Source organism: Bradyrhizobium sp. 2TAF36 (assembly GCF_052114925.1).
GTDB lineage: Bacteria > Pseudomonadota > Alphaproteobacteria > Rhizobiales > Xanthobacteraceae > Bradyrhizobium > Bradyrhizobium barranii.
Genome location: NZ_JBFRFR010000054.1, coordinates 44,480 through 63,869, shown reverse-complemented (window position 1 = coordinate 63,869; position 19,390 = coordinate 44,480). Strand labels below are relative to the sequence as shown.

General features: G+C 65.2%; 16 protein-coding genes. 6 read left to right on the top strand and 10 right to left on the bottom strand.

Annotated elements, in window-relative coordinates; genetic code table 11:
* Positions 1 to 22: 22 nt before the first annotated feature.
* Together gltA and gltX are read right to left on the bottom strand one after the other, a co-directional pair.
* Entirely contained in the window at positions 23 to 1,327 is a 1,305-nt protein-coding gene (gene gltA, locus AB4Z51_RS28625) for a citrate synthase (RefSeq protein ID WP_071913479.1), read from the bottom strand.
* A gap of 162 nt (positions 1,328 to 1,489) precedes the next feature.
* Positions 1,490 to 2,917: a glutamate--tRNA ligase gene (gene gltX, locus AB4Z51_RS28620; RefSeq protein ID WP_135213804.1), complete on the bottom strand. Its 1,428-nt coding sequence runs from the start codon at positions 2,915 to 2,917 to the stop codon at positions 1,490 to 1,492.
* 143 nt (positions 2,918 to 3,060) lie between these two features.
* Between gltX and AB4Z51_RS28615 the strand changes: the two genes are divergently transcribed.
* From AB4Z51_RS28615 to AB4Z51_RS28600, 4 genes are all read left to right on the top strand, one after another.
* The gene (locus AB4Z51_RS28615) at positions 3,061 to 4,737 is read left to right on the top strand and encodes a glutamine--tRNA ligase/YqeY domain fusion protein (protein WP_135213803.1); all 1,677 of its coding nucleotides are present in this window, start codon (positions 3,061 to 3,063) and stop codon (positions 4,735 to 4,737) included.
* Positions 4,738 to 4,750: 13 nt separating this feature from the next.
* Positions 4,751 to 5,137, top strand: a complete 387-nt coding sequence (locus AB4Z51_RS28610; protein WP_135213802.1) for a YybH family protein — start codon at positions 4,751 to 4,753, stop codon at positions 5,135 to 5,137.
* An 88-nt stretch (positions 5,138 to 5,225) separates the two neighbouring features.
* Positions 5,226 to 5,459 (top strand): DUF2171 domain-containing protein, encoded by a 234-nt coding sequence (locus tag AB4Z51_RS28605; RefSeq protein ID WP_028149639.1) that lies wholly within the window; start codon positions 5,226 to 5,228, stop codon positions 5,457 to 5,459.
* Between the two features lie 95 nt (positions 5,460 to 5,554).
* Positions 5,555 to 7,861, top strand: a complete 2,307-nt coding sequence (locus AB4Z51_RS28600; RefSeq protein WP_441498449.1) for a ComEC/Rec2 family competence protein — start codon at positions 5,555 to 5,557, stop codon at positions 7,859 to 7,861.
* A gap of 9 nt (positions 7,862 to 7,870) precedes the next feature.
* On the opposite strand, the gene AB4Z51_RS28595 is transcribed toward AB4Z51_RS28600, so the two are convergent.
* Positions 7,871 to 8,812 carry a GAF domain-containing protein gene (locus tag AB4Z51_RS28595; RefSeq protein ID WP_135213800.1) on the bottom strand — a complete coding sequence of 314 codons (942 nt, stop codon included), beginning with the start codon at positions 8,810 to 8,812 and terminating at the stop codon, positions 7,871 to 7,873.
* A gap of 224 nt (positions 8,813 to 9,036) precedes the next feature.
* Positions 9,037 to 9,471, bottom strand: a complete 435-nt coding sequence (locus AB4Z51_RS28590; RefSeq protein ID WP_247305127.1) for a hypothetical protein — start codon at positions 9,469 to 9,471, stop codon at positions 9,037 to 9,039.
* Between the two features lie 292 nt (positions 9,472 to 9,763).
* Between AB4Z51_RS28590 and AB4Z51_RS28585 the strand changes: the two genes are divergently transcribed.
* Positions 9,764 to 9,988 carry a Cys-every-fifth RiPP peptide CefA gene (locus AB4Z51_RS28585; RefSeq protein WP_441498448.1) on the top strand — a complete coding sequence of 75 codons (225 nt, stop codon included), beginning with the start codon at positions 9,764 to 9,766 and terminating at the stop codon, positions 9,986 to 9,988.
* Positions 9,989 to 10,176: 188 nt separating this feature from the next.
* On the opposite strand, the gene lexA is transcribed toward AB4Z51_RS28585, so the two are convergent.
* The 5 genes from lexA to AB4Z51_RS28560 form a co-directional block, all read right to left on the bottom strand.
* Positions 10,177 to 10,878, bottom strand: a complete 702-nt coding sequence (gene lexA / locus AB4Z51_RS28580) for a transcriptional repressor LexA (protein ID WP_014494969.1) — start codon at positions 10,876 to 10,878, stop codon at positions 10,177 to 10,179.
* Between the two features lie 176 nt (positions 10,879 to 11,054).
* Positions 11,055 to 12,266 carry a molybdopterin molybdotransferase MoeA gene (locus AB4Z51_RS28575; protein WP_135213798.1) on the bottom strand — a complete coding sequence of 404 codons (1,212 nt, stop codon included), beginning with the start codon at positions 12,264 to 12,266 and terminating at the stop codon, positions 11,055 to 11,057.
* A 231-nt stretch (positions 12,267 to 12,497) separates the two neighbouring features.
* Positions 12,498 to 12,650, bottom strand: a complete 153-nt coding sequence (locus AB4Z51_RS28570; protein ID WP_244623050.1) for a hypothetical protein — start codon at positions 12,648 to 12,650, stop codon at positions 12,498 to 12,500.
* Between the two features lie 197 nt (positions 12,651 to 12,847).
* Positions 12,848 to 13,474 (bottom strand): HAD family hydrolase, encoded by a 627-nt coding sequence (locus AB4Z51_RS28565; RefSeq protein WP_135213796.1) that lies wholly within the window; start codon positions 13,472 to 13,474, stop codon positions 12,848 to 12,850.
* A 13-nt stretch (positions 13,475 to 13,487) separates the two neighbouring features.
* A complete protein-coding gene (locus AB4Z51_RS28560) occupies positions 13,488 to 14,621 on the bottom strand; it encodes an alpha-hydroxy acid oxidase (protein ID WP_135213795.1) in 1,134 nt (377 codons plus the stop codon).
* A gap of 306 nt (positions 14,622 to 14,927) precedes the next feature.
* Between AB4Z51_RS28560 and AB4Z51_RS28555 the strand changes: the two genes are divergently transcribed.
* On the top strand, positions 14,928 to 16,265 hold the full coding sequence (locus AB4Z51_RS28555) for a S41 family peptidase (protein ID WP_028149630.1): 1,338 nt from the start codon (positions 14,928 to 14,930) through the stop codon (positions 16,263 to 16,265).
* Positions 16,266 to 16,355: 90 nt separating this feature from the next.
* Here AB4Z51_RS28555 and AB4Z51_RS28550 read toward each other — a convergent pair whose 3' ends face one another.
* A complete protein-coding gene (locus AB4Z51_RS28550) occupies positions 16,356 to 19,088 on the bottom strand; it encodes a bifunctional diguanylate cyclase/phosphodiesterase (protein ID WP_167767927.1) in 2,733 nt (910 codons plus the stop codon).
* Between the last annotated feature and the right edge of the window lie 302 nt (positions 19,089 to 19,390).

Sequence of the window (19,390 nt, the reverse complement as noted above, 5' to 3'; positions counted from 1 at the left end):
TCCAAAAGCCCTGAGGCCGATCTTACTTGCGATCCTTGATCGCGACGTAGTCGCGGCGGGTGACGCCGGTGTAGAGCTGGCGCGGACGGCCGATCTTCTGCTGCGGGTCCTCGATCATCTCGCTCCACTGGCTGATCCAGCCGACGGTGCGGGCGACCGCGAACAGCACGGTGAACATCGAGACCGGGAAGCCCATCGCCTTCAGCGTGATGCCCGAATAGAAGTCGACGTTCGGGTAGAGCTTGCGGTCGATGAAGTACTGGTCGCTGAGCGCGATCTTCTCGAGCTCGAGCGCCACCTTCAGCATCGGATCGTCGCCATGGCCGGTCTCCTTGAGAACGGCATGACACATCTTCTGCATGATCTTGGCGCGCGGATCGTAGTTCTTGTAGACGCGGTGTCCGAAGCCCATCAGGCGGACTTCGCTGTTCTTGTCCTTCACCTTGGCGATGAATTCCGGAATCTTGTCGACCGAGCCGATCTCGGCGAGCATCGCGAGCGCGGCTTCGTTGGCGCCGCCATGCGCCGGGCCCCAGAGGCAGGCGATGCCGGCGGCGATGCAGGCGAACGGGTTGGCGCCGGAGGAGCCGGCGATGCGCACCGTCGAGGTCGAGGCGTTCTGCTCGTGGTCGGCGTGCAGGATGAAGATCTTGTCCAGCGCGTCAGCCAGCACCGGATTGATCTTGTACTCCTCGCACGGCACGGCGAAGCACATGTGCAGGAAGTTCTCGGCGAACTTCAGCGAGTTCTTCGGATACACGAAGGGCTGGCCGATCGTGTATTTGTAGGCCATGGCCGCCAGCGTCGGGATCTTGGCGATCATGCGCATCGACGCGATCATGCGCTGCTTCGGATCGTTGATGTCGGTGGAGTCGTGGTAGAACGCGGCGAGCGCGCCGACGGAGGCCACCATCACCGCCATCGGATGGGCGTCGCGGCGGAAGCCCTGGAAGAAGCGGGCCATCTGCTCGTGCACCATCGTGTGATGGATCACGCGGTCGTCGAAATCCTTCTTCTGCGCGGCGGTCGGCAGGTTCCCGTAGAGCAGGAGATAGCAGGTCTCGAGGAAGTCGCCGTTCTCGGCGAGCTGCTCGATCGGATAGCCGCGGTATTCCAGCACGCCCGCGTCACCGTCGATATAGGTGATCTTGGACTCGCAGCTTGCGGTCGAGGTGAAGCCGGGATCGTAGGTGAACAGCCCGGACTGGGCGTAGAGCTTGCCGATATCGACGACATCAGGCCCGACGCTGCCGCTGTGGATCGGGAGATCGTAGTTCTTGTTTCCGACCGTCAGCGTGGCGGTCTTATTGCTTGCTTTTGCGTCCATCAGAGGTCCCCGATGTGTGGTGAAACGGGCCGGACCCGGAAGGCCCCGATGACTTGGTGGGGCAGGCCGGATATTCCAGAAGGTACGGGTGAGATGGGTATATTATTGCTGTGTGCGCTGCAAGATCGCCGCACGCATGGTCGACTTACGTCGTAGCCTAGCCTAGTCCTTGGCCTGGTCCTTAAGCCGGCCCAGGCTTTCCTGGCGTCCCAGCACGTCCAAAACCTCAAATATACCAGGCGATGTCGACCGTCCCGTTAGCGCCGCCCGCAGCGGCTGGGCGACGGCGCCGAGCTTGAGACTATTTTCCTCGGCAAAGGCGCGCAGCGCGGCCTCCGCATTCGCCGCACTCCACGTCTCGACTTTCTCCAGCGCGGAATGAAGCTGGCCGATCAGCTTGCGGTTCTCGGGCGTCAGCAGCGCTGCCGCCTTGGGATCGAGCTCCAGCGGCCGGTCGGCGAAGATGAAATAGGCGCTGTCGATCAGCTCGATCAGCGTCTTGGCGCGCTCCTTCAGGGCCGGCATGGCCTTGAGAAGCTGCGCCCGCGTCGTGTCGTTTAACTTGGCCTTAAGCTCGTTGCGGCTGGGCACGACGTGGTCGAGCACGTCCTCGAACATCTTCACGAGTGATTGATCGTCGGCGTGGCGGATGTAGTGGCCGTTGAGGTTTTCGAGCTTGGCGAAATCGAAGCGGGCGGCGGCGCGGCCGACGCTGGCGAGGTCGAACGCGGCGATCATCTCCTCGGTCGAAAAGATCTCCTGGTCGCCATGGCTCCAGCCGAGACGGACGAGGTAATTGCGGAGCGCGGCCGGGAGGTACCCCATGGCGCGGTAGGCATCGACGCCCAGCGCGCCGTGGCGCTTCGACAGTTTTGAGCCGTCCGGGCCGTGGATCAGGGGGATGTGGGACATGCTCGGCAGCGCCCAGCCCATCGCGTCGTAGATCTGCTTCTGGCGGGCGGCGTTGATCAGATGGTCGTCGCCGCGGATAACATGGGTGACGCCCATGTCGTGGTCGTCCACGACCACCGCGAGCATGTAGGTCGGATTGCCATCGCCGCGCAGCAGGACGAGGTCGTCGAGGTTCTCGTTCTGCCAGACCACGCGGCCCTGGACCTGGTCCTCGATCACGGTCTCGCCGGTCTGCGGCGCGCGCAGGCGGATGGTGGGCTTGACGTCGGAAGGCGCGGTTGCCGGGTCACGGTCGCGCCATAGGCCGTCATAGAGGCGGGTGCGGCCCTCCGCGCGCGCCTTCTCGCGCATGGCGGTGAGCTCCTCTGCGGTCGCGTAGCAGCGATAGGCCTTGCCTTCGGCGAGGAGCTGCTCGGCGACCTCGCGGTGACGCGCGGCGCGGCTGAACTGGTAGATGACGTCGCCATCCCAGCCGAGCTCCAGCCATTTGAGGCCGTCGAGGATGGCGCCGATCGCAGCCTCCGTGGAGCGCTCCCGGTCAGTGTCCTCGATCCGGAGCAGCATCTTGCCGCCGTGCTTTTTCGCATAGAGCCAGTTGAACAGCGCCGTGCGGGCGCCCCCGATATGGAGGAAGCCGGTCGGCGAGGGAGCAAAGCGGGTAACGACGGAGGAGGTCATTCTTGGCAGGGCCTATGCATTGGAGGCGGTGGTATATAACAGGACCGGAGCATAACTAAAGCCCGGCAGCGGACCGCTAAGCTCTTGGCTCAGCCAAACGAATTTGGCAGAAGGGCCGCTGATTTCCCTACAGGATTTTCGTAATGACAGAACCGGTGGCGAACGAGGTTGGGCGCGATTTCATTCGTGACATCATCCAGGCCGACCTCGATCAGGGCAAATACCAGGAGATCGTGACCCGGTTCCCGCCGGAGCCGAACGGCTACCTGCATATCGGCCACGCCAAGTCGATCGCGCTCAATTTCGGCATCGCCCAGGAGTTTCCGGGCCGCTGCCACCTGCGCTTCGACGACACCAACCCGGTCAAGGAAGAGCAGGAATACATCGATTCCATCCAGGCCGACGTGCACTGGCTCGGCTTCGACTGGGGCAAGAACCTGTTCTTCGCCTCGGATTATTTCGACCGCCTGTACGAATGGGCGGAGAAGCTCATCCGCGACGGGCTCGCCTATGTCGACGACCAGACCCAGGAGGAGATCCGCCTCGCGCGCGGCACGCTGACCGAGCCCGGCAAGAACTCGCCGTTCCGCGACCGCAGCGTGGACGAGAATCTCGACCTGTTCCGCCGCATGAAGGCCGGTGAATTCCCGAACGGCGCGCGCGTGCTGCGGGCCAAGATCGACATGTCCGCGGGCAACATCAACCTGCGCGACCCCGTGCTGTACCGCATCCTGCATGCGCACCATCCGCGCACCGGGACCAAGTGGAGCATCTATCCGAGCTACGATTATGCGCACGGCCAGTCGGACGCGATCGAGGGCATCACGCACTCGATCTGTACGCTGGAGTTCGAGGATCATCGGCCGCTCTACGACTGGTTCATCGAAAAGCTGCCGGTGCCGTCCAAGCCGCACCAGTACGAAATGGCGCGGCTCAACCTGACCTACACGCTGCTGTCCAAGCGCGTGCTGACCCAGCTCGTCCGCGACGGTCATGTCGCCGGATGGGACGATCCGCGCATGCCGACTGTAGCGGGGATGCGCCGCCGCGGCGTGCCGCCGGCGGCCTTGCGCGAATTCGTCAAGCGCATCGGCGTTGCCAAGGCCAACAGCGTCGTCGACGTCGGCATGCTGGAGTTCTGCATCCGTGAGGAGCTGAACCGCACGTCGCAGCGGCGCATGGGCGTACTGCGGCCGCTCAAGGTGGTCATCGAGAACTATCCGGAAGGGCAGACTGAAGAGCTTGAGGCGATCAACCATCCCGACGATCCCTCGGCCGGCACGCGCAAGATCACGTTCGGCCGCGAGCTCTATATCGAGCAGGACGACTTCATGGAGAACCCGCCCAAGAAGTTCTTCCGCCTGTCGCCCGGCAACGAGGTGCGGCTGCGCTACGCCTATTTCGTCAAGTGCACCGGCGTGATCAAGAACGACGCGGGCGAAGTGGTGGAGCTGCGCTGCACCTACGATCCCGCGACCAAGGGCGGCAACGCGCCCGACGGCCGCAAGGTCAAGGCGACCATGCACTGGCTGCCGGCGGCGACGTCGGTGCCGGCGGAGATCCGCATCTACAACCAGTTGTTCTCCAATCCGATCCCGGACGCCTCGAACTTCGCGGCCGATCTCAATCCGCAGTCGCTGGAGATCCTCTCCAACGCGCGGATCGAGGCATCGGTTGCGGAAAGCAATTCGACCGAGCCGATGCAGTTCGAGCGTCAGGGCTATTTCGTGCGCGACAAGGACTCGACGCCGGGCAAGCCGGTGTTTTCGCGCACCATCGGCCTGCGCGACACGTTCGCGAAGGAAGTCGCCAAGGGCTGAGGGGATTGGGCCTATGAGCAGTGAAGCCGACGCGATCGTTTCCGCCATCATCGCGAAATGGTGCGCCGGCTTCGCGACGCTCGATGCGGCTGCGCTGTCGTCGCTCTATGCGAAGAACGCGTTCTTCTTCGGCTCGAATCCAAGACTCTATCGGGGCAGGGACGGCGTCGCCGACTACTTCAACGGCCTGCCGCGCTGGCGCAAGCCGAGTGCCGTGTTTTCCGAGGTGCGCGCCGCGCAAGCCAGCCCGGACCTGATCAACATGGCCGCGATCGTGTCGTTTGACCTCGCCGGCGAGAGGGAGGAGTTCTCGGTCAAGATGAGCTGGGTCATCCTCCGCGAGGACGGCGACTGGAAGATCGTCAATCACCATGCCTCGTCGCGCGCGCCGTTGATCTGATGCTGCTGCCGCGCACGGCATCGTCATTGCGGCGATAGCAACGAACGCTGCCCCCGCGCGTTGGGGTGGGTCCAACAAGGAACCCACCATGCAGAACATCGCAGAGCATATGGAAGTCATCGGCGCCGATGGCGTCCACATCGGCACGGTCGACAAGGTCGAGGGCCATCGCATCAAGCTGACCAAGAAGGACAGCGGCGAGGGCAGCCACAAGGGCCACCATCACTTCATCGACAAGGGCCTCGTCGCCGGTGTCGAGGGCAACAAGGTTCGGCTCTCGGCCAAGGCGGACGTCGCCGTGACGATGGAAGAGGAAAAGTAGGGGGACCTTCGCTCCGTTCCTGATCCGTACCGCTATTCGCGCAGCCGCACGTTCCGGTAGCCTCCTGGCCTGTCGCGTATCGTAAGGTGCAGGGAATGGCGGAGCCGGGCCGGCCAGTTCGGTCCCAGGGGATCGCGGGGACTTGGATCGCGGGGACTTGGCCCGTCGGCCGAGCTGCATCCGCATCCGCGGGCGGCCTCGTGCCGGCAGGGTTCGACCTCTGGACGTCGCTGGCCGGGACCCTGCGCGAATGGGCGCGCGCCGAGGCCGGCGCCGGGCGGTTGTTGCCGTGGGTGCCGGTCGCGTTCGGCGGCGGCATCGCGCTCTACTTTGCCGCCGATCATGAACCGGTGCTGTGGGTCGTTGCCGCAACGGCCATCGCGCTCACGCTTGGCGCCGTGCTGTTGCGGCGGAGCCGGTTGTTTGCGCCGGCGATCATGATCGCGGCGGTCGCGGCCGGCCTTGCCACGGCGACCTGGAAGACGGCGCGGATCGCGCACACGGTGCTGGCAAAGCCGCTCTATTCCGTCTCGCTGTCGGGCTTCGTCGAGACCCGCGACATCCGAGAGCGCACTGACCGCTTCGTGCTGCGCGTCACCGCGATGGAGGCGCAGCGCGGCGACGTCAAGCTCGAGCGCGTGCGCCTCTCCGTGCGCAAGGGGACTGCGCCCGAGGTCGGCAGCTTCGTGCAGTTGAAGGCGCGGCTGTTGCCGCCGTTGTCGCCGGTGCGCCCCGGCAGCTATGACTTTTCGCGCGACATGTTCTTCCAGGGCATCGGCGCCTCCGGCTTCGTGATGGGTACGATTGCGGCATCGGTGCCGCCGGATGCCGGTGGCTTGCGGCTGCGTTATGCCGCCTTCATGCAGGGTCTGCGCGATGCGATCGACGCGCGCATCCGAGCCACGCTCAAGGGCGACAACCGGGCGATTGCGACCGCGCTGCTCACGGGCCGGCGCGATGCGATCAGCACGCCCGTCAACGACGCCATGTTCATCTCGGGGCTCGGACATGTGCTCTCGATTTCCGGTTATCACATGGCGGTCGTCGCCGGCGTGGTCTTCTTCGCGGTGCGCGCGCTGCTGGCGTTGATCCCTGGAATGGCGGCCGGCTTTGCCATCAAGAAATGGTCGGCGGCCGCTGCGCTGGTCGCAGCCGCGTTCTATCTGCTGCTGTCGGGTGCGGAGGTCGCGACGCAACGCTCGTTCTTCATGACGGCGGTGGTGTTGATCGCGGTCATGGTCGATCGCCGTGCCATCACCTTCCGCACGCTGGCGGTGGCCGCGCTGATCGTGCTCGCGGTCGCACCGGAAGCACTTGTGCATCCGAGTTTTCAAATGTCCTTCGCTGCGACGCTCGGACTGGTGGCACTGGTGCAGATCGGCATGCCGAACCTGTTTGCGTCGCCCGATCATTCCGCGACCGCGCGGATTGCAATGTGGGGCGGGCGTGAGATCGCGATGCTGTTCCTGGCCTCGCTGATCGCGGGGCTCGCGACCACGCCCTATGCCGCCTTCCACTTTCACCGTGTCACCCCGTTCGGCGTGCTCGCTAACCTCGGGGCGATGCCGGTGGTTTCGGCCCTGGTGATGCCCGCGGGCCTGTTGGGTTTGATTGCAGCGCCGTTTGGACTTGATGGTCCGTTCTGGTGGCTGATGGGGATCGGCATCGACTGGATGGTTGCGGTGTCGCGCTGGGTGGCCGCTTTGCCGGGCGCGGTCGGCCGCATCTCGGCTTTCGGCATCGCACCGCTGATCGCTGCAAGCTTGGGAATCATCGTGATGGGCTTGCTGCGCACGCCGTTGCGCTGGGCCGGCGCGGTGGTGCTGTTAGCCGCGATCCTCTGGGGACTGTGTGCGCGGCAGCCCGATGTCCTGATCGCCGGTGACGGCCAGAGCGTCGCGGTGCGGGGCAGGGATGGGCACCTGCATCTGATCAGGTCGAGCAAGGACAGTTTTCTTCTGAAGGAATGGCTCGCCGCCGACGCCGATCCGCGCGATGCCGGCAGTGCCTCACTGGCCGCCGGCGTGTCGTGCGACGAAGCCGCCTGCGTGACGCCGCTCGCCGACGGGCGCCTGGTCGCGCTGGCCTTGCGCATCGATTCACTGGCTGACGATTGCAGCCGTGCCGCGCTGGTGGTGACGGCGCGGCCGGCGCCGCCGGATTGCGCGGCGATGGTTGTCGACCGTCAGCGTCTCGCAAGGCAGGGCGCGCTGGCGCTGGCGCTGACGCGAAGCGGCGACGGTTTTGCGGTTCAGGCGGCGAAGACGAGGGGGACAGACCGTCCGTGGTCGCCGGCGGCGGCCGGCGAGGCGGATTTCAGCGCGAGCCTTGCGCCGCAGGCGGCGGCTCCCCGCAACCGCGACGCGACGCCATCGGAAGCCGACCTGCAGGCCGAGGATTGAGCGGACGGGTTACAGATACCAGGCCAGCACGGCGTCGAGCCTGGCGTTGCCGATCACCGGCAGGACGACCATCTGGCTCAGTCCAGAGGCGCAGGCCTGCGAGGCCGCGACCGAGACGTCACGCGCGAGATCGTCGTTGAGTGCGGGCATGCCGGTGGCCCAGGCCCCGCCGATACTGCCTTCGCCTTTGGCGATGGATTTCGTCGCATAGAGCGCGGCGAGGTCGGTCTGCGCGCTGCAATCGCCGGCGCGGAAGACCAGCGCCGAACGGGCCTCGTCTGGGACCCAGATCTCGAAGCGTCGCGCAATCGGGGTCGCCTGCGCGGAGAGGAATGTCAGCACCCAGGTCTGATCGGTGCCGGTCCGGTAGGGAACGCCGACGCCGAGATTGATTCCGACCTTGGCGGCGTCCTCCCAGCGCAGAAAACTCCTGGCATCGTGCAGGTCCTTGATGATCAGCGGCAGGCTGGCTTTCCAGATGCGGCCTGGAAGGCCGAAGCCGCGCGGAAATCTGGTGTGGCGGGAGTTGAATTCGAACATGTCGGCGGTGCCGTAATAGCCGTCGACGAGCCCCATCTCGTGGGAGGTTTCGGCATCGTTGTGCCAGAGCTCGATCGCGCCGACATGGGCCTCGTCATCGCCGCAGAACAGCACCATGACGGCTTGCAGGAATTCGCCTGAAAACACGGGCACCGCCACGCCGCAGGTCAGCCCGGCGGCGATGGCCTGATCGGTCCGCTTGAAATAGGAATCGGTGAATCTGGTGAGGATCACAGGGTGGCCGCTGGCCCAGGCCTTGCCGGGAAGCCCCTCGTCATATGCGAAGTGCAAATCTTCGCTCACGTCCCTAAACGCGGACAACCCTTCGCCGTAGAGGCCGCCGCCGAATTCCAGCCGCATGCGCGTGCGGTCAGGCACCCAGAGTTCAACGACGCGAATGAAGGTCTTCATCGAACGTGCCCGCCGTCCCAAACCGCACCAAGCATCGGCCATTTGGCTGCGGAACGGACGTTCAAAATTCAGGCAGGACAGCGCAAACTTCGTGCGGTGGGAGGCGCAACGGCGTGGTCCGCCCGATGGCGTTTCGCGGGGCACGAGCAACACCATCTCGCCGGCCTCGGCCGGCGATGGCGATTTTCAATCCTGGCCCGACCTGCCGGTCGGGAATGGCGATGTCAGCCGATCGGCAGGCGGGTGATGGTTGGCCGGCTGTCGGTGATGGTCTGCGGCTTGTGCTCGCGCTCGCCGAGCGGCTGGGTCACCGGTAGCTGCAGCACGGTCGCACGCTGGCCTTCGACCAGCTGCGTCACCAGCACGGATTTGCCGTCGGGGAATTCGATCGCATCATGATGGCGATCGGGAATGTGCGGATCGATCTTGCCGAACTTGCCGACGCGCGAATTGACGGTGCGCGTCCAGATCCAGCGATTGTCGTAGCGGACGTTGTCGGCGAAGGCGAGCTCCGTTCCCGGGAGCAGGCAGACCGCGACGGTCGGATCGGCCGCGGAGGCAAAGCCGCGCGTCGAGGTGCCGCGGAAAGTTGTCGTGACGATCGTCTCGCCGACTTCGGCGGGACGCGACGCGACGGCATGCAGGCTGTAGTCACACATCGGGTGCTCCTCATGCAGGGATGGCGACCCACGTCTCTTAATCGAGGCGCAGGCCTCTATCAGAGTGGAAATACCAAACGTTCTGCCGGGTTGTAGGCAAATCTACGGCTCGCCGCCGCAGGCCGCAATCACATTAACTTTCCCGAATCCGCCAGGAACAAAGCCCGCCCCTTTGCATTCTGCAGGCGCGTGTCAGCGCCCCGCAGGCGCCGACCAGCCGGAATAGTGCCAGCCCGGCCGCGACGGTTGGTCGACGGCGTCGAGGGCCTTGCGGACTTGCTCGCTTACGGCGGTGTCCTTGCGGACATGGGGCCGCGATTGCGCGGCCAAGGCTTGCACGGCCAAGGCTTGCACGGCCAAGGCTTGCACGGCCAAGGCTTGCACGGCCAAGGCTTGCACGGCCAAGGCTTGTACGTCCAAGGCTTGTACGTCCAAGGCTTGCGACGCTGATGCTGCGATCAGCGCCACAGCAATTGTGCTCAGAACGATCCGGCGCATGACTTCTCCTCGAACCTGAAGGCCGCGAAGCAGGGCTGCTTCGTGCGGCGTGCCGAGGATTTACCGCTGGAGGAGGGGCCGGATAATCTGCGCGAAACCAGAAAGACTATCCAGCGGAAGCGGACAATCGTCCGCTCCAATCTCGGATCGGCGCCGCCGATCGAAAGCGCGCGGGGCGCCAAATAACCGATACCGGCACGTCCGGTATCAATACTTCCGGTACAGCCCGATCAGCTTGCCCTGGATCTTCACCCGGTTGGGCGGCAGAATGCGGACCTCATAGGCCGCATTGGCGGGCTCGAGCGCGATCGAGGCGCCGCGGCGGCGGAAGCGCTTGAGCGTCGCCTCCTCGTCGTCGATCAGCGCCACCACGATATCGCCGGTATCGGCGCTCTCGTTGCGCTGGATCAGCGCCATGTCGCCGTCGAGAATGCCGGCCTCGACCATGGAATCGCCGCGCACTTCGAGCGCGTAATGTTCGCCCGAGCCGAGCATGTCAGGCGGTACGCTGATGGTGTGGCTGCGGGTCTGCAAGGCCTCGATCGGCGTACCGGCCGCGATGCGGCCCATCACGGGGACCGCGACGGGGCGCTCGCCCTCGTCCGCCGGCGGGCTCGAAGTCGTGCGGACCTTGCCGAGATTGCCTTCGATGACGCTCGGCGTGAAGCCGCGGCGGCTGCCGGCAGCGGCCTGAAGCTCGGGCAGCTTGATCACCTCGATGGCGCGGGCCCGGTTGGGCAGGCGCCGGATGAAGCCGCGCTCCTCGAGCGCAGTGATCAGGCGATGGATGCCCGATTTCGAGCGCAGGTCGAGCGCGTCCTTCATCTCATCGAAGGAGGGCGGCACGCCGCTTTCCTTCAGCCGTTCGCTGATGAACCGCAGGAGCTCGTATTGTTTGCGCGTTAACATCTCGACCAAAATCCCCCGGTTGATGTCGTTCGATTCCGAGACGCTGAATTCAGCAGTAAGCCGCTACATTCTCGAAACAAATCATGAACAGACACTATATGTTCGATACATGTTCCGCAACTGCTTAATTTACCGTGAACGCGACAAAGTTCGCGGAACGCACGCGAACGAAGCGCTCAGACGGGCAGCCGCAAGACCTCGCAAGGCGTGCCGGCTTCGGCCTTCGACGCGAATGGCGCGCGCACGAGAAGTGCCTGTGCCGCAGCGAGATTCGCAAGCAGCGAGGAATCCTGGTGATTGACCGGAAGGGCGACGAGCGTGCCGTCATCGCGGAGCTCGAGGCGTGCGCGCAGGTAATCCTCGCGCTGGTCGTTGGCGCCGACATCGCGGCCGAGCACCGCGCGTTCGCGGCGGTGATGAATCATCGAACGGCCCGAAAGCGCGCGAATCAACGGCACCATGAACAGGAAGCCGCAAACGTAGGATGACACGGGATTGCCGGGCAGGCCGATCACGCGCATCGCGCCGAGCCGCCCGTTCATCATCGGCTTGCCCGGCCGCATCGCTATCTTCCAGAACGCCATCGAGATACCTTCGTCCCTCAGCGCCTGCTGGACCAGATCGTGGTCCCCGACCGACGCGCCGCCGGTCGTGATCAGGATGTCGGCGCCGCTCTCCCGCGCGCGGCCGATGCCGGCCGTGGTGGCCTCCAGCGTATCGGCGGCAACGCCGAGGTCGATGGTATCGGCGCCCTCGCTGCGGGCGAGCGCGTGCAGGGCGTAGCCGTTGGAATAGACGATCTGGCCGTGGCCCGGCGTCGTACCCGGCATCACCAGCTCGTCGCCGGTCGCGAGGATCGCGACCTTCGGGCGTCGCCGGACTGGCAATTGCGGGTAATTCATGCCGGCGGCGAGCGCGAGGTCGCGCTCGGTGAGCCGGGCTCCCTTGCGCAGCAGCACGTCGCCTTCCGAGAAGTCGACGCCGGCGGGGCGGATGTGCCGCCCCGTTACGGCGGCTTCCTTGATCGTTATGCGCTTGCCGTCCGCGATCGTGTCCTCCTGGATCACGACCGCATCAGCGCCATCGGGAACGACACCGCCGGTGAAGATACGCACGGCCTCGCCGGCGCCGACCGATCCCGCAAACGGGCGGCCCGCCGCGACCTCGCCAATCAGGGTGAGCTGGGAGTCGATCTTCGCCGCATCGACCGCGCGCACCGCATAGCCGTCCATTGCCGACATCGCCTGCGGCGGCTGCGTGCGCCGCGCGGCGACGTCGCGCGCGAGCACGCGGTGGAAGGCTGCGTCGAGCGCGATCATCTCTTCAGGCAGCGGCTCTGCGCCCGCCAGCACCGCAGCGAGCGCGTCGGAAACCGGCATCAGGGCCACGGGTGAAAACTCCTGCTGGGCCCGTTCGGGCAAATCGGCGGCGAGAGTTCTAGCCGAGTGCAGGCGCAGAGGCAAAACAGTGGCCGCGCAGGATGATTTATCCTGCGTCATCCGCTCTGCGATGAAGGGTGAGCATCAAGTCCGCCGCGGCATGATCCAGAAGGCGAGACAGACCGGTACGAGGATGGCCATGGCGAGGACGAGAAGGACGAGAGCCACGGCCAGCATCGGTCAACTCCCCGGCGGCTTGTACGGACTGACGTCCGGCGCTGCGGGGCCCTGATCCTTGTCAGGCAGCGGGTCGGCCTGGGATTTCAGGTCGGCGGCCTTGCTGATCAGTTTTGCGGAGAGGTCAGAATCCGAGGTGGTTCTGGCGAATTTCATCAGCAGAGAGGCTTGCTTGGTAAGGTAGGTTTTGCCCAACACGACGATAAGCCCGATGTAGAATTCCCAACGGACTCATGAGTCCCGAGAGGGGCAATCGTTCCGGGAACTCCGTATAAAAATGCACAAAGGGTTTTGGTTCCTCGCCCCCAGGCAAAATAGTTCCACTCGCGGCCCGTCGGCTTGCCGGCCAGAGGTCAGATTCCGAGCGCCTTGAGGGCATTCCCGACGTCGCGGGGCGAGGTCACGTGGACCGCGGTCAGGCCGCGCGACCGCGCTCCTTCGATGTTCTCGGCAAGATCGTCGAAGAACACGATACGGTTCGCCGGCACGCCGATCGCGGCCACGACATGGTCGAAGGCCTCCACATCCGGTTTGCGCAGGCCGATGCTGGACGACAGATACAGCTCGCGGAAATGGCCGAGCAGGCCGGCATATTCCTTCGAGAAGTGGTCCACATGCGGCCGGTTGGTGTTGGAGAAGGCGTAGAGCGGCAACTGCTTCGCCGCACGCGGCAGCAGCTCGGCGATGTCGGGCATCTCGCCGGCGAAGATCGCGTTCCAGCCCTCCAGGAACTGCGCGTCCGAAATGCCGATCCCGAGCGAGGCGCGCAGCGAGTCAAAATAGGCCTCGTCGCTGATCTTGCCGACCTCGTGCAGCCGGTAGGCTTCGCTGTCCCGCACGTAGCGCGCGACGATGGCGTCCGGCTTGCAGCCGGCATGTCCCGCCCAGCAGGCGATCGCCTTGGAGAAATCGATGTCGAGCACGACGCGCCCGAGATCGAACAGCAGCGCGTCCGCGCTGCCGGGAGAGAGCGAGCTCATTGCATCCTTTCACTCAATATCGATAGGGGTCATGGTCGAACAGCGGGAACGCGCTGAACACGCTCGGCGCATTCGTTGCAGTCGCCTGGTGCAGGCAGGACTTGTCGACCTCGGCGAATGAGGTGGCGCCCAAGAGGCCGAGGCAGCGCAGCACCTCGTCCTCGAGCAGCTCCAGCATTCGCCTCACGCCGGCCTCGCCGGCCGCCGCCAATGCCCAGCATTGCAGCCGGCCGATGCCGACCATGTCCGCGCCCGCCGCGATCGCCTTGACGATGTCGGTGCCGCGGCAGAAGCCACCGTCGACCATGATCTTGGCGCGTCCCTTCACGGCGTCGACGATCTCGGGCAGCACATGCATGGCGCCGCGGCCGTGATCGAGCTGGCGGCCGCCATGGTTGGAGACGTAGATCCACTCGACGCCGTGGTCGACCGCGATCCGGGCGTCCTCGGCGGTGGCGATGCCCTTCAGGATGAGCGGGATCTTGAACTTGTCCTTGATCATCTTCACGGTCCGCCACTCCAGGCCCTTCTGGTAATCGCCGCCGGTGGCGCGCAGGCGGCTCTCGCGAACATAGCGCTTGGCAATGTCACGTTCGCGACGGCTGTAATGGGCGGTGTCAACGGTCAGGCAGAAGGCGGCGTAGGCGTTCTTCTCGCTCCGGCTGACGACATCGGCGACGAAATCGTCGTCGCCGCGCACATAGAGTTGATAGAGCCGCAGCGCGTCAGGGGCGGCCTCGGCGGTCTTCTCCAGGCCGGGCTCGGACACCGAGCTCAGCATGTGCGCCGCGCCGAAGGTGCCGCAGGCGCGGGCGACGCTCGCCGCGCCATCCGGATCGAAGATCTCCAGTGCGCCGACAGGGGCCAGCACCACCGGCAGCCGCATCCTGCGCCCGAACAGCTCGACCGAGCCGTCGACCTCGCGGACGTCGCGCAGCACGCGCGGCCGGAAGGCGATCTCGTCCAGCGCCATGCGGTTGCGGCGCATCGTGGTCTCGGTCTCGGCGGCGCCGACGATATAGTCCCAGGCGTTCTGGTTGAGGTTGGCGCGCGCCTTGCGGATGAATTCGTGCAGGTTCTGGAATGGCTCGGCGCTGGCGCCGAGTTCGACGTTCCTTTCCGGCCGGATGCGGGGCGCGTCGTTCATTGTTGTCCTCCCGAGAATTTGAAGCCTTGTTGTCATCGCCTATCGTGTCCGGCCCTCCAAAACCATCCTAAAATCGCATAGCTGAGAGGCGTGGGCCGGCCGGCCGATTCCCGCCTTGCGCGAAACGGTCTCGGAACGTTGCCAAAAGTTTAGGCCCGGGCGAAGGGATTTTTACGATGTACCCGCCGGCGTGGCGTCCCGGCCTTGAAGAAACCAGAATGGTATTGTGAACAGCGGGCTGGATCGCCATTTGCATGGCGCCTCACAAGCCCAAAGCAAAGCTCCAGCAAGAAGGCCAGCCTATCCATGCGGAAAAACCTGCTGTTCCCCCTGGGCGCACTCACGGGAGCGTGTCTAACCCTTCTGGTCGCCAGCCCGCACGGTGGAGTATGGGCGGCACGGGCGGCAGCGAGCGCGGATGATGCCTATTCCCGTCTCAATCTGTTCGGCGAAGTGTTCGAGCGGGTGAAGGCGAGCTATGTCGAGAAGCCCGACAATTCCAAGCTGATCGAAGGCGCGATCACCGGCATGGTGACCTCGCTCGATCCGCATTCACGCTACATGAACGACAAGGCCTGGACCGAGATGCAGGAGACCACCTCCGGCGAGTTCGGCGGGCTCGGCATCGAGGTCACGATGGAGGACGGCCTGGTCAAGGTCGTCTCGCCGATCGACGACACGCCGGCGTCCAAGGCCGGGATCATGTCCGGCGACCTCATCAGCAAGATCGACGGCGATGCCGTGCAGGGCATGACGCTCGAGCAGGCCGTCAACAAGATGAAGGGGCCGGTCGATACCCAGACCAAGCTCACCATCGTGCGCAAGGGCGCCGACGCTCCGCTCGACGTCGCGATCAAGCGCGAGATCATCCATGTGCGTCCGGTGCGCTTCCACGTCGAGAACGGCGACATCGGCTATATCCGCGTCACCTCGTTCAACGAGCAGACCACCGACGGCCTGAAGAAGGCGATCGCGTCGATCTCCAAGGAGGTCCCGCCGGAGAAGCTGGTCGGCTACGTGATGGACCTGCGCAACAATCCGGGCGGCTTGCTCGACCAGGCCGTGTCGGTGTCGAGCGCGTTCCTCCAGCGTGGCGAGGTCGTCTCGACCCGCGGCCGCAATCCCGAAGAGACCCAGCGCTTCACCGCGCATGGCGGCGACCTCACCAAAGGCAAGCCGCTGGTGATTCTGGTCAATGGCGGCTCGGCTTCGGCCTCGGAGATCGTCGCAGGCGCGCTGCATGACCACAAGCGTGCCACGATCATCGGCACGCGCTCGTTCGGCAAGGGCTCGGTGCAGACCATCATTCCGCTCGGCGCCGGCAATGGCGCGCTGGCGCTGACCACGGCGCGCTACTACACGCCGTCGGGCCGCTCGATCCAGGCCCAGGGCATCGCGCCCGACATCGAGATCCTCCAGGATGTGCCGCCCGAGCTGAAGGGCCGGATGGACACCATGGCGGAGTCCCAGATGCGCGGCCATCTGCAGGCCGCCGACGGCACCGAGCAGACCGGATCGCAGTCCTATGTCCCGCCGGAAGAGAAGGACGACAAGGCCCTGCATGCGGCCTACGACTTCCTGCACGGCGTGACCGCGAATGCGGTCGCCGCCAAGCCTGCGCCGAAGGCGGCGGTACCGAACTAAGCCTTACGACGTTCAGATATCGCCCGGGAGCGGATGACCGCTCCCGGGCGAATTCGTGCGGTGACGCTTCCAATTGTTGGGAAGACCGCCCTAGCTGGCCTCGCGGCGCCGGCTTCCTTCGCCACCGCGCTGGGCGAGGCGGCTGCGATGCAGCGCGAACAGCTCCAGCACCTTGCCGGCCGGTTTTGCGGCACTGAACAGGTAGCCCTGCATCTCGGAGCAGCCGAGCGCGCGGAGCAAGCGCTGCTGCTCCTCGGTCTCGACGCCCTCGGCCGTTGTGGTCATGCGGCGGGCGGCAGCCAGGTTAACGACGGCCTGCACGATGCTGGCGGAGCCGTCGGGACCGGCGATGTCGCTGACGAAGCAGCGGTCGATCTTGATCTTGTCGAACGGGAAGCGGTGCAGATAGCTCAGCGAGGAGTAGCCGGTGCCGAAATCGTCGAGTGCGATCCGCACGCCGATGGCGCGGAGCTGATGCAGGATCGCAAGCGCGGTGTCGTCGTCGCGGATCAGCACGGCCTCGGTGATCTCGAGCTCGAGCCGGCTCGCCGGCAAATTGGAGGCGGCAAGGGCCGCCATGATCTTCAGCGCCAGCGTGCCGCTCTTGAACTGCACCGGCGAGACGTTGACGGCGAGGCGGATGTCGTCGGGCCAGTTGGCGGCATCGCGGCAGGCGGTGGCCAGCACCCATTCGCCGATCTCGTTGATCAGGCCGGTGTCTTCGGCGATCGGGATGAACTCGGCGGGCGAGACCATGCCGCGCTCGGGATGGCGCCAGCGCACCAGCGCCTCGCAGCCGGTGATGCGGTCGTCCTTCAGGGCGAGACAGGGCTGGTAGTAGACCTCGAGCCCGCCTTCGAGCCCACCTTGGGCGATGGCATGGCGCAGATCGATCTCGAGCTGCCGGCGCTCCTGGACCTTGGCGTCCATCTCCGGCTCGAAGAAGCGATAGGTGCGGCGTCCGGCGGCCTTGGCGGCATACATCGCCATGTCCGCGTTCTTCAGGATCTGGTCCAGCGCGGTGCCGTGTCGTGGCGCCAGCGCGATGCCGATACTGGCGTCCGTGGTGAGATGATGGCCCATGCAGTCGAACGGCGCGCGGATGGCCTGGAAGACCCGCGCGACGAGCTCGTTGACCTGCTCCAGCGACGTCACCGCGCTCTGTACGATGGCGAATTCGTCGCCGCCGAGCCGCGCCACGAAGTCCTGCGGACCCTCGCAGCGGCTGAGGCTCGTCGCGATCGATTTCAACAGCTCGTCGCCGACGAGATGGCCGAGCGCGTCGTTGACGCCCTTGAACTCGTCGATGTCGATGTAATGCACCGCGATCTCTTCGCCACCGGCGATGGCGGCGAGCTCCGCGCGCAGGTGCTCGTGGAACATGGTGCGGTTGGGCAGGTCGGTCAGCGCGTCGTAATGGGCGAGGTGGGTGATGCGCTCTTCGATGCGCCGGCGCTCGGTGACGTCTTCGTGGGTCGCCACCCAGCCTCCGTCCGCGAGCGGCTCGTTGAGGATGTGGATCGAGCGCCCGTCGGAGGTGTCGACCACCATGGAGTTACGCACATGGATGTCGCGCAGCACACGGACGACATAGTCGCCGATGTCGCCAGTGAACGAGCCGGTCGCCTTGCGGTGGGCGATGATGTCGTGGAAGCTTGAGCCGGGCTTCACCACCTCGGCCGACAGGCCGTACATCTCGATGTAGCGCTGGTTGCAGATCACCAGCCGCCGCTCGGCATCGAACAGCAGCAGGCCCTGCGTCATGTTGTTGACGGCGCGGTCGAGGCGCTGCTTCTCCAGCGTCAGCCGCTCGCGGGAGGCGCGGTGCTGCTCCAGCAGCTTGCGCACGATCGCGATCAGCACGCCCGCGATGGCGAGCGCGGAGGCGCCCGCAACCGAGATCAGGATGCCGATCTGCTCGCGCCAGTCCGTTAGCGCCGCCGCGCGCGTCGTGGTGGCCATCATCAGGATTGGGAAGTGGGGCAGGGCACGCGAGGAGATCAGACGGTCTTCTCCGTCGACGGGGCTCATGATGCGGCCGGCGAAGTGATCGAGCCCGAATATCCTCTGCTGCTCGAACGGGCCGGTCTTGAAATTCCTGCCCATCTGCTCGCTGGAATGGGGATAGCGAGCGAGCAGCGTGCCGTCGCGATGCAGCATCGAGATCGTGGCGCCTTCGCCGAGCACGACGGAGGCGAAGAACTTCTCGAAATTGGCCGGTTCGATGCCGCGTCCGACCACGCCCATGAACTCGCCGTTCGGTCCCACGATCTTGCGCACGATCAGGATGGTCCAGGCGCCGGAGACGCGGCTGTGCACCGGCTCGATCAGCACGTTCGGCGAGTAAGGATCGTATTTGAAAGTACGAAAATAGGCGCGATCGGCGACGTTCACTTTGGGGGCCGGCCACGCCGTCGAGGAGTTGATGAGATTGCCTTCGGCATCGATGATGTTGACGCCGCCCATGTAGGGCAGCGCCTCGATCTTCGAGCGCAGCATCCGGTGGACGTCCTGGCCGGAGAGGCGCTTGCGATAGTCCTCGGCGCTTGCGATGCCGGTCGCGCGGACGTGGTCGACGAAATCCTTCTGGATGACCGCGAAATCCTGCAACTGCTGATCGAAATGATGAGCGAGCAGAAGGACGGTGTTTTCCAGCTCGCGCCCGCTGTTGCGCAGCGCGCGCTCTCGGAAATTCTGCGCCATCAGGACCGAGCCAATGGCGATGGCCGCGATCAGCAACGTGCCGCCCACGACCAGCCAGCGGATCGGTCCGCTGCGCACGAAGACCTGGTCAAAGAGGCGACTGCCGTATTTCGTCATCATGTCGATCGTTGCCGCGCACACGTCAGGATCGCTTCTTGATCCCGAGAACATCCATTGGTTTACGGAAACGATATGGAGGCGAAGTTAGGAAGCGCGGTTAATGCGACATGAACGGCCGCGCACAAAAGCAATCGATGCGCGCGACGCAGGACGTGCAGGAATTGCCGCAAGCTCTCGCGATGCCGGTCAATTCCTGCCGGTCGTGCCACGGTCAACCAAGGCTTAACCATCTAAGATGTTGGCGATCCTCGAGTCGGCATTGGCACGTGATTTGCGAACATGCCTGCCGACGACACAGAGAG

Bases quoted from the DNA above. Each gene is read 5' to 3' on its own strand.
- AB4Z51_RS28610 (WP_135213802.1), top strand. From the start codon at position 4,751: ATGAGCAGTGAAGCCGACGCGATCGTTTCCGCCATCATCGCGAAATGG.
- gltA (WP_071913479.1), bottom strand. From the start codon at position 1,327: ATGGACGCAAAAGCAAGCAATAAGACCGCCACGCTGACGGTCGGAAAC.
- gltX (WP_135213804.1), bottom strand. From the start codon at position 2,917: ATGACCTCCTCCGTCGTTACCCGCTTTGCTCCCTCGCCGACCGGCTTC.
- AB4Z51_RS28605 (WP_028149639.1), top strand. From the start codon at position 5,226: ATGCAGAACATCGCAGAGCATATGGAAGTCATCGGCGCCGATGGCGTC.
- AB4Z51_RS28565 (WP_135213796.1), bottom strand. From the start codon at position 13,474: ATGAGCTCGCTCTCTCCCGGCAGCGCGGACGCGCTGCTGTTCGATCTC.
- lexA (WP_014494969.1), bottom strand. From the start codon at position 10,878: ATGTTAACGCGCAAACAATACGAGCTCCTGCGGTTCATCAGCGAACGG.
- AB4Z51_RS28590 (WP_247305127.1), bottom strand. From the start codon at position 9,471: ATGTGTGACTACAGCCTGCATGCCGTCGCGTCGCGTCCCGCCGAAGTC.
- AB4Z51_RS28570 (WP_244623050.1), bottom strand. From the start codon at position 12,650: ATGAAATTCGCCAGAACCACCTCGGATTCTGACCTCTCCGCAAAACTG.
- AB4Z51_RS28595 (WP_135213800.1), bottom strand. From the start codon at position 8,812: ATGAAGACCTTCATTCGCGTCGTTGAACTCTGGGTGCCTGACCGCACG.
- AB4Z51_RS28550 (WP_167767927.1), bottom strand. From the start codon at position 19,088: ATGATGACGAAATACGGCAGTCGCCTCTTTGACCAGGTCTTCGTGCGC.
- AB4Z51_RS28560 (WP_135213795.1), bottom strand. From the start codon at position 14,621: ATGAACGACGCGCCCCGCATCCGGCCGGAAAGGAACGTCGAACTCGGC.
- AB4Z51_RS28600 (WP_441498449.1), top strand. From the start codon at position 5,555: ATGGCGGAGCCGGGCCGGCCAGTTCGGTCCCAGGGGATCGCGGGGACT.
- AB4Z51_RS28615 (WP_135213803.1), top strand. From the start codon at position 3,061: ATGACAGAACCGGTGGCGAACGAGGTTGGGCGCGATTTCATTCGTGAC.
- AB4Z51_RS28555 (WP_028149630.1), top strand. From the start codon at position 14,928: ATGCGGAAAAACCTGCTGTTCCCCCTGGGCGCACTCACGGGAGCGTGT.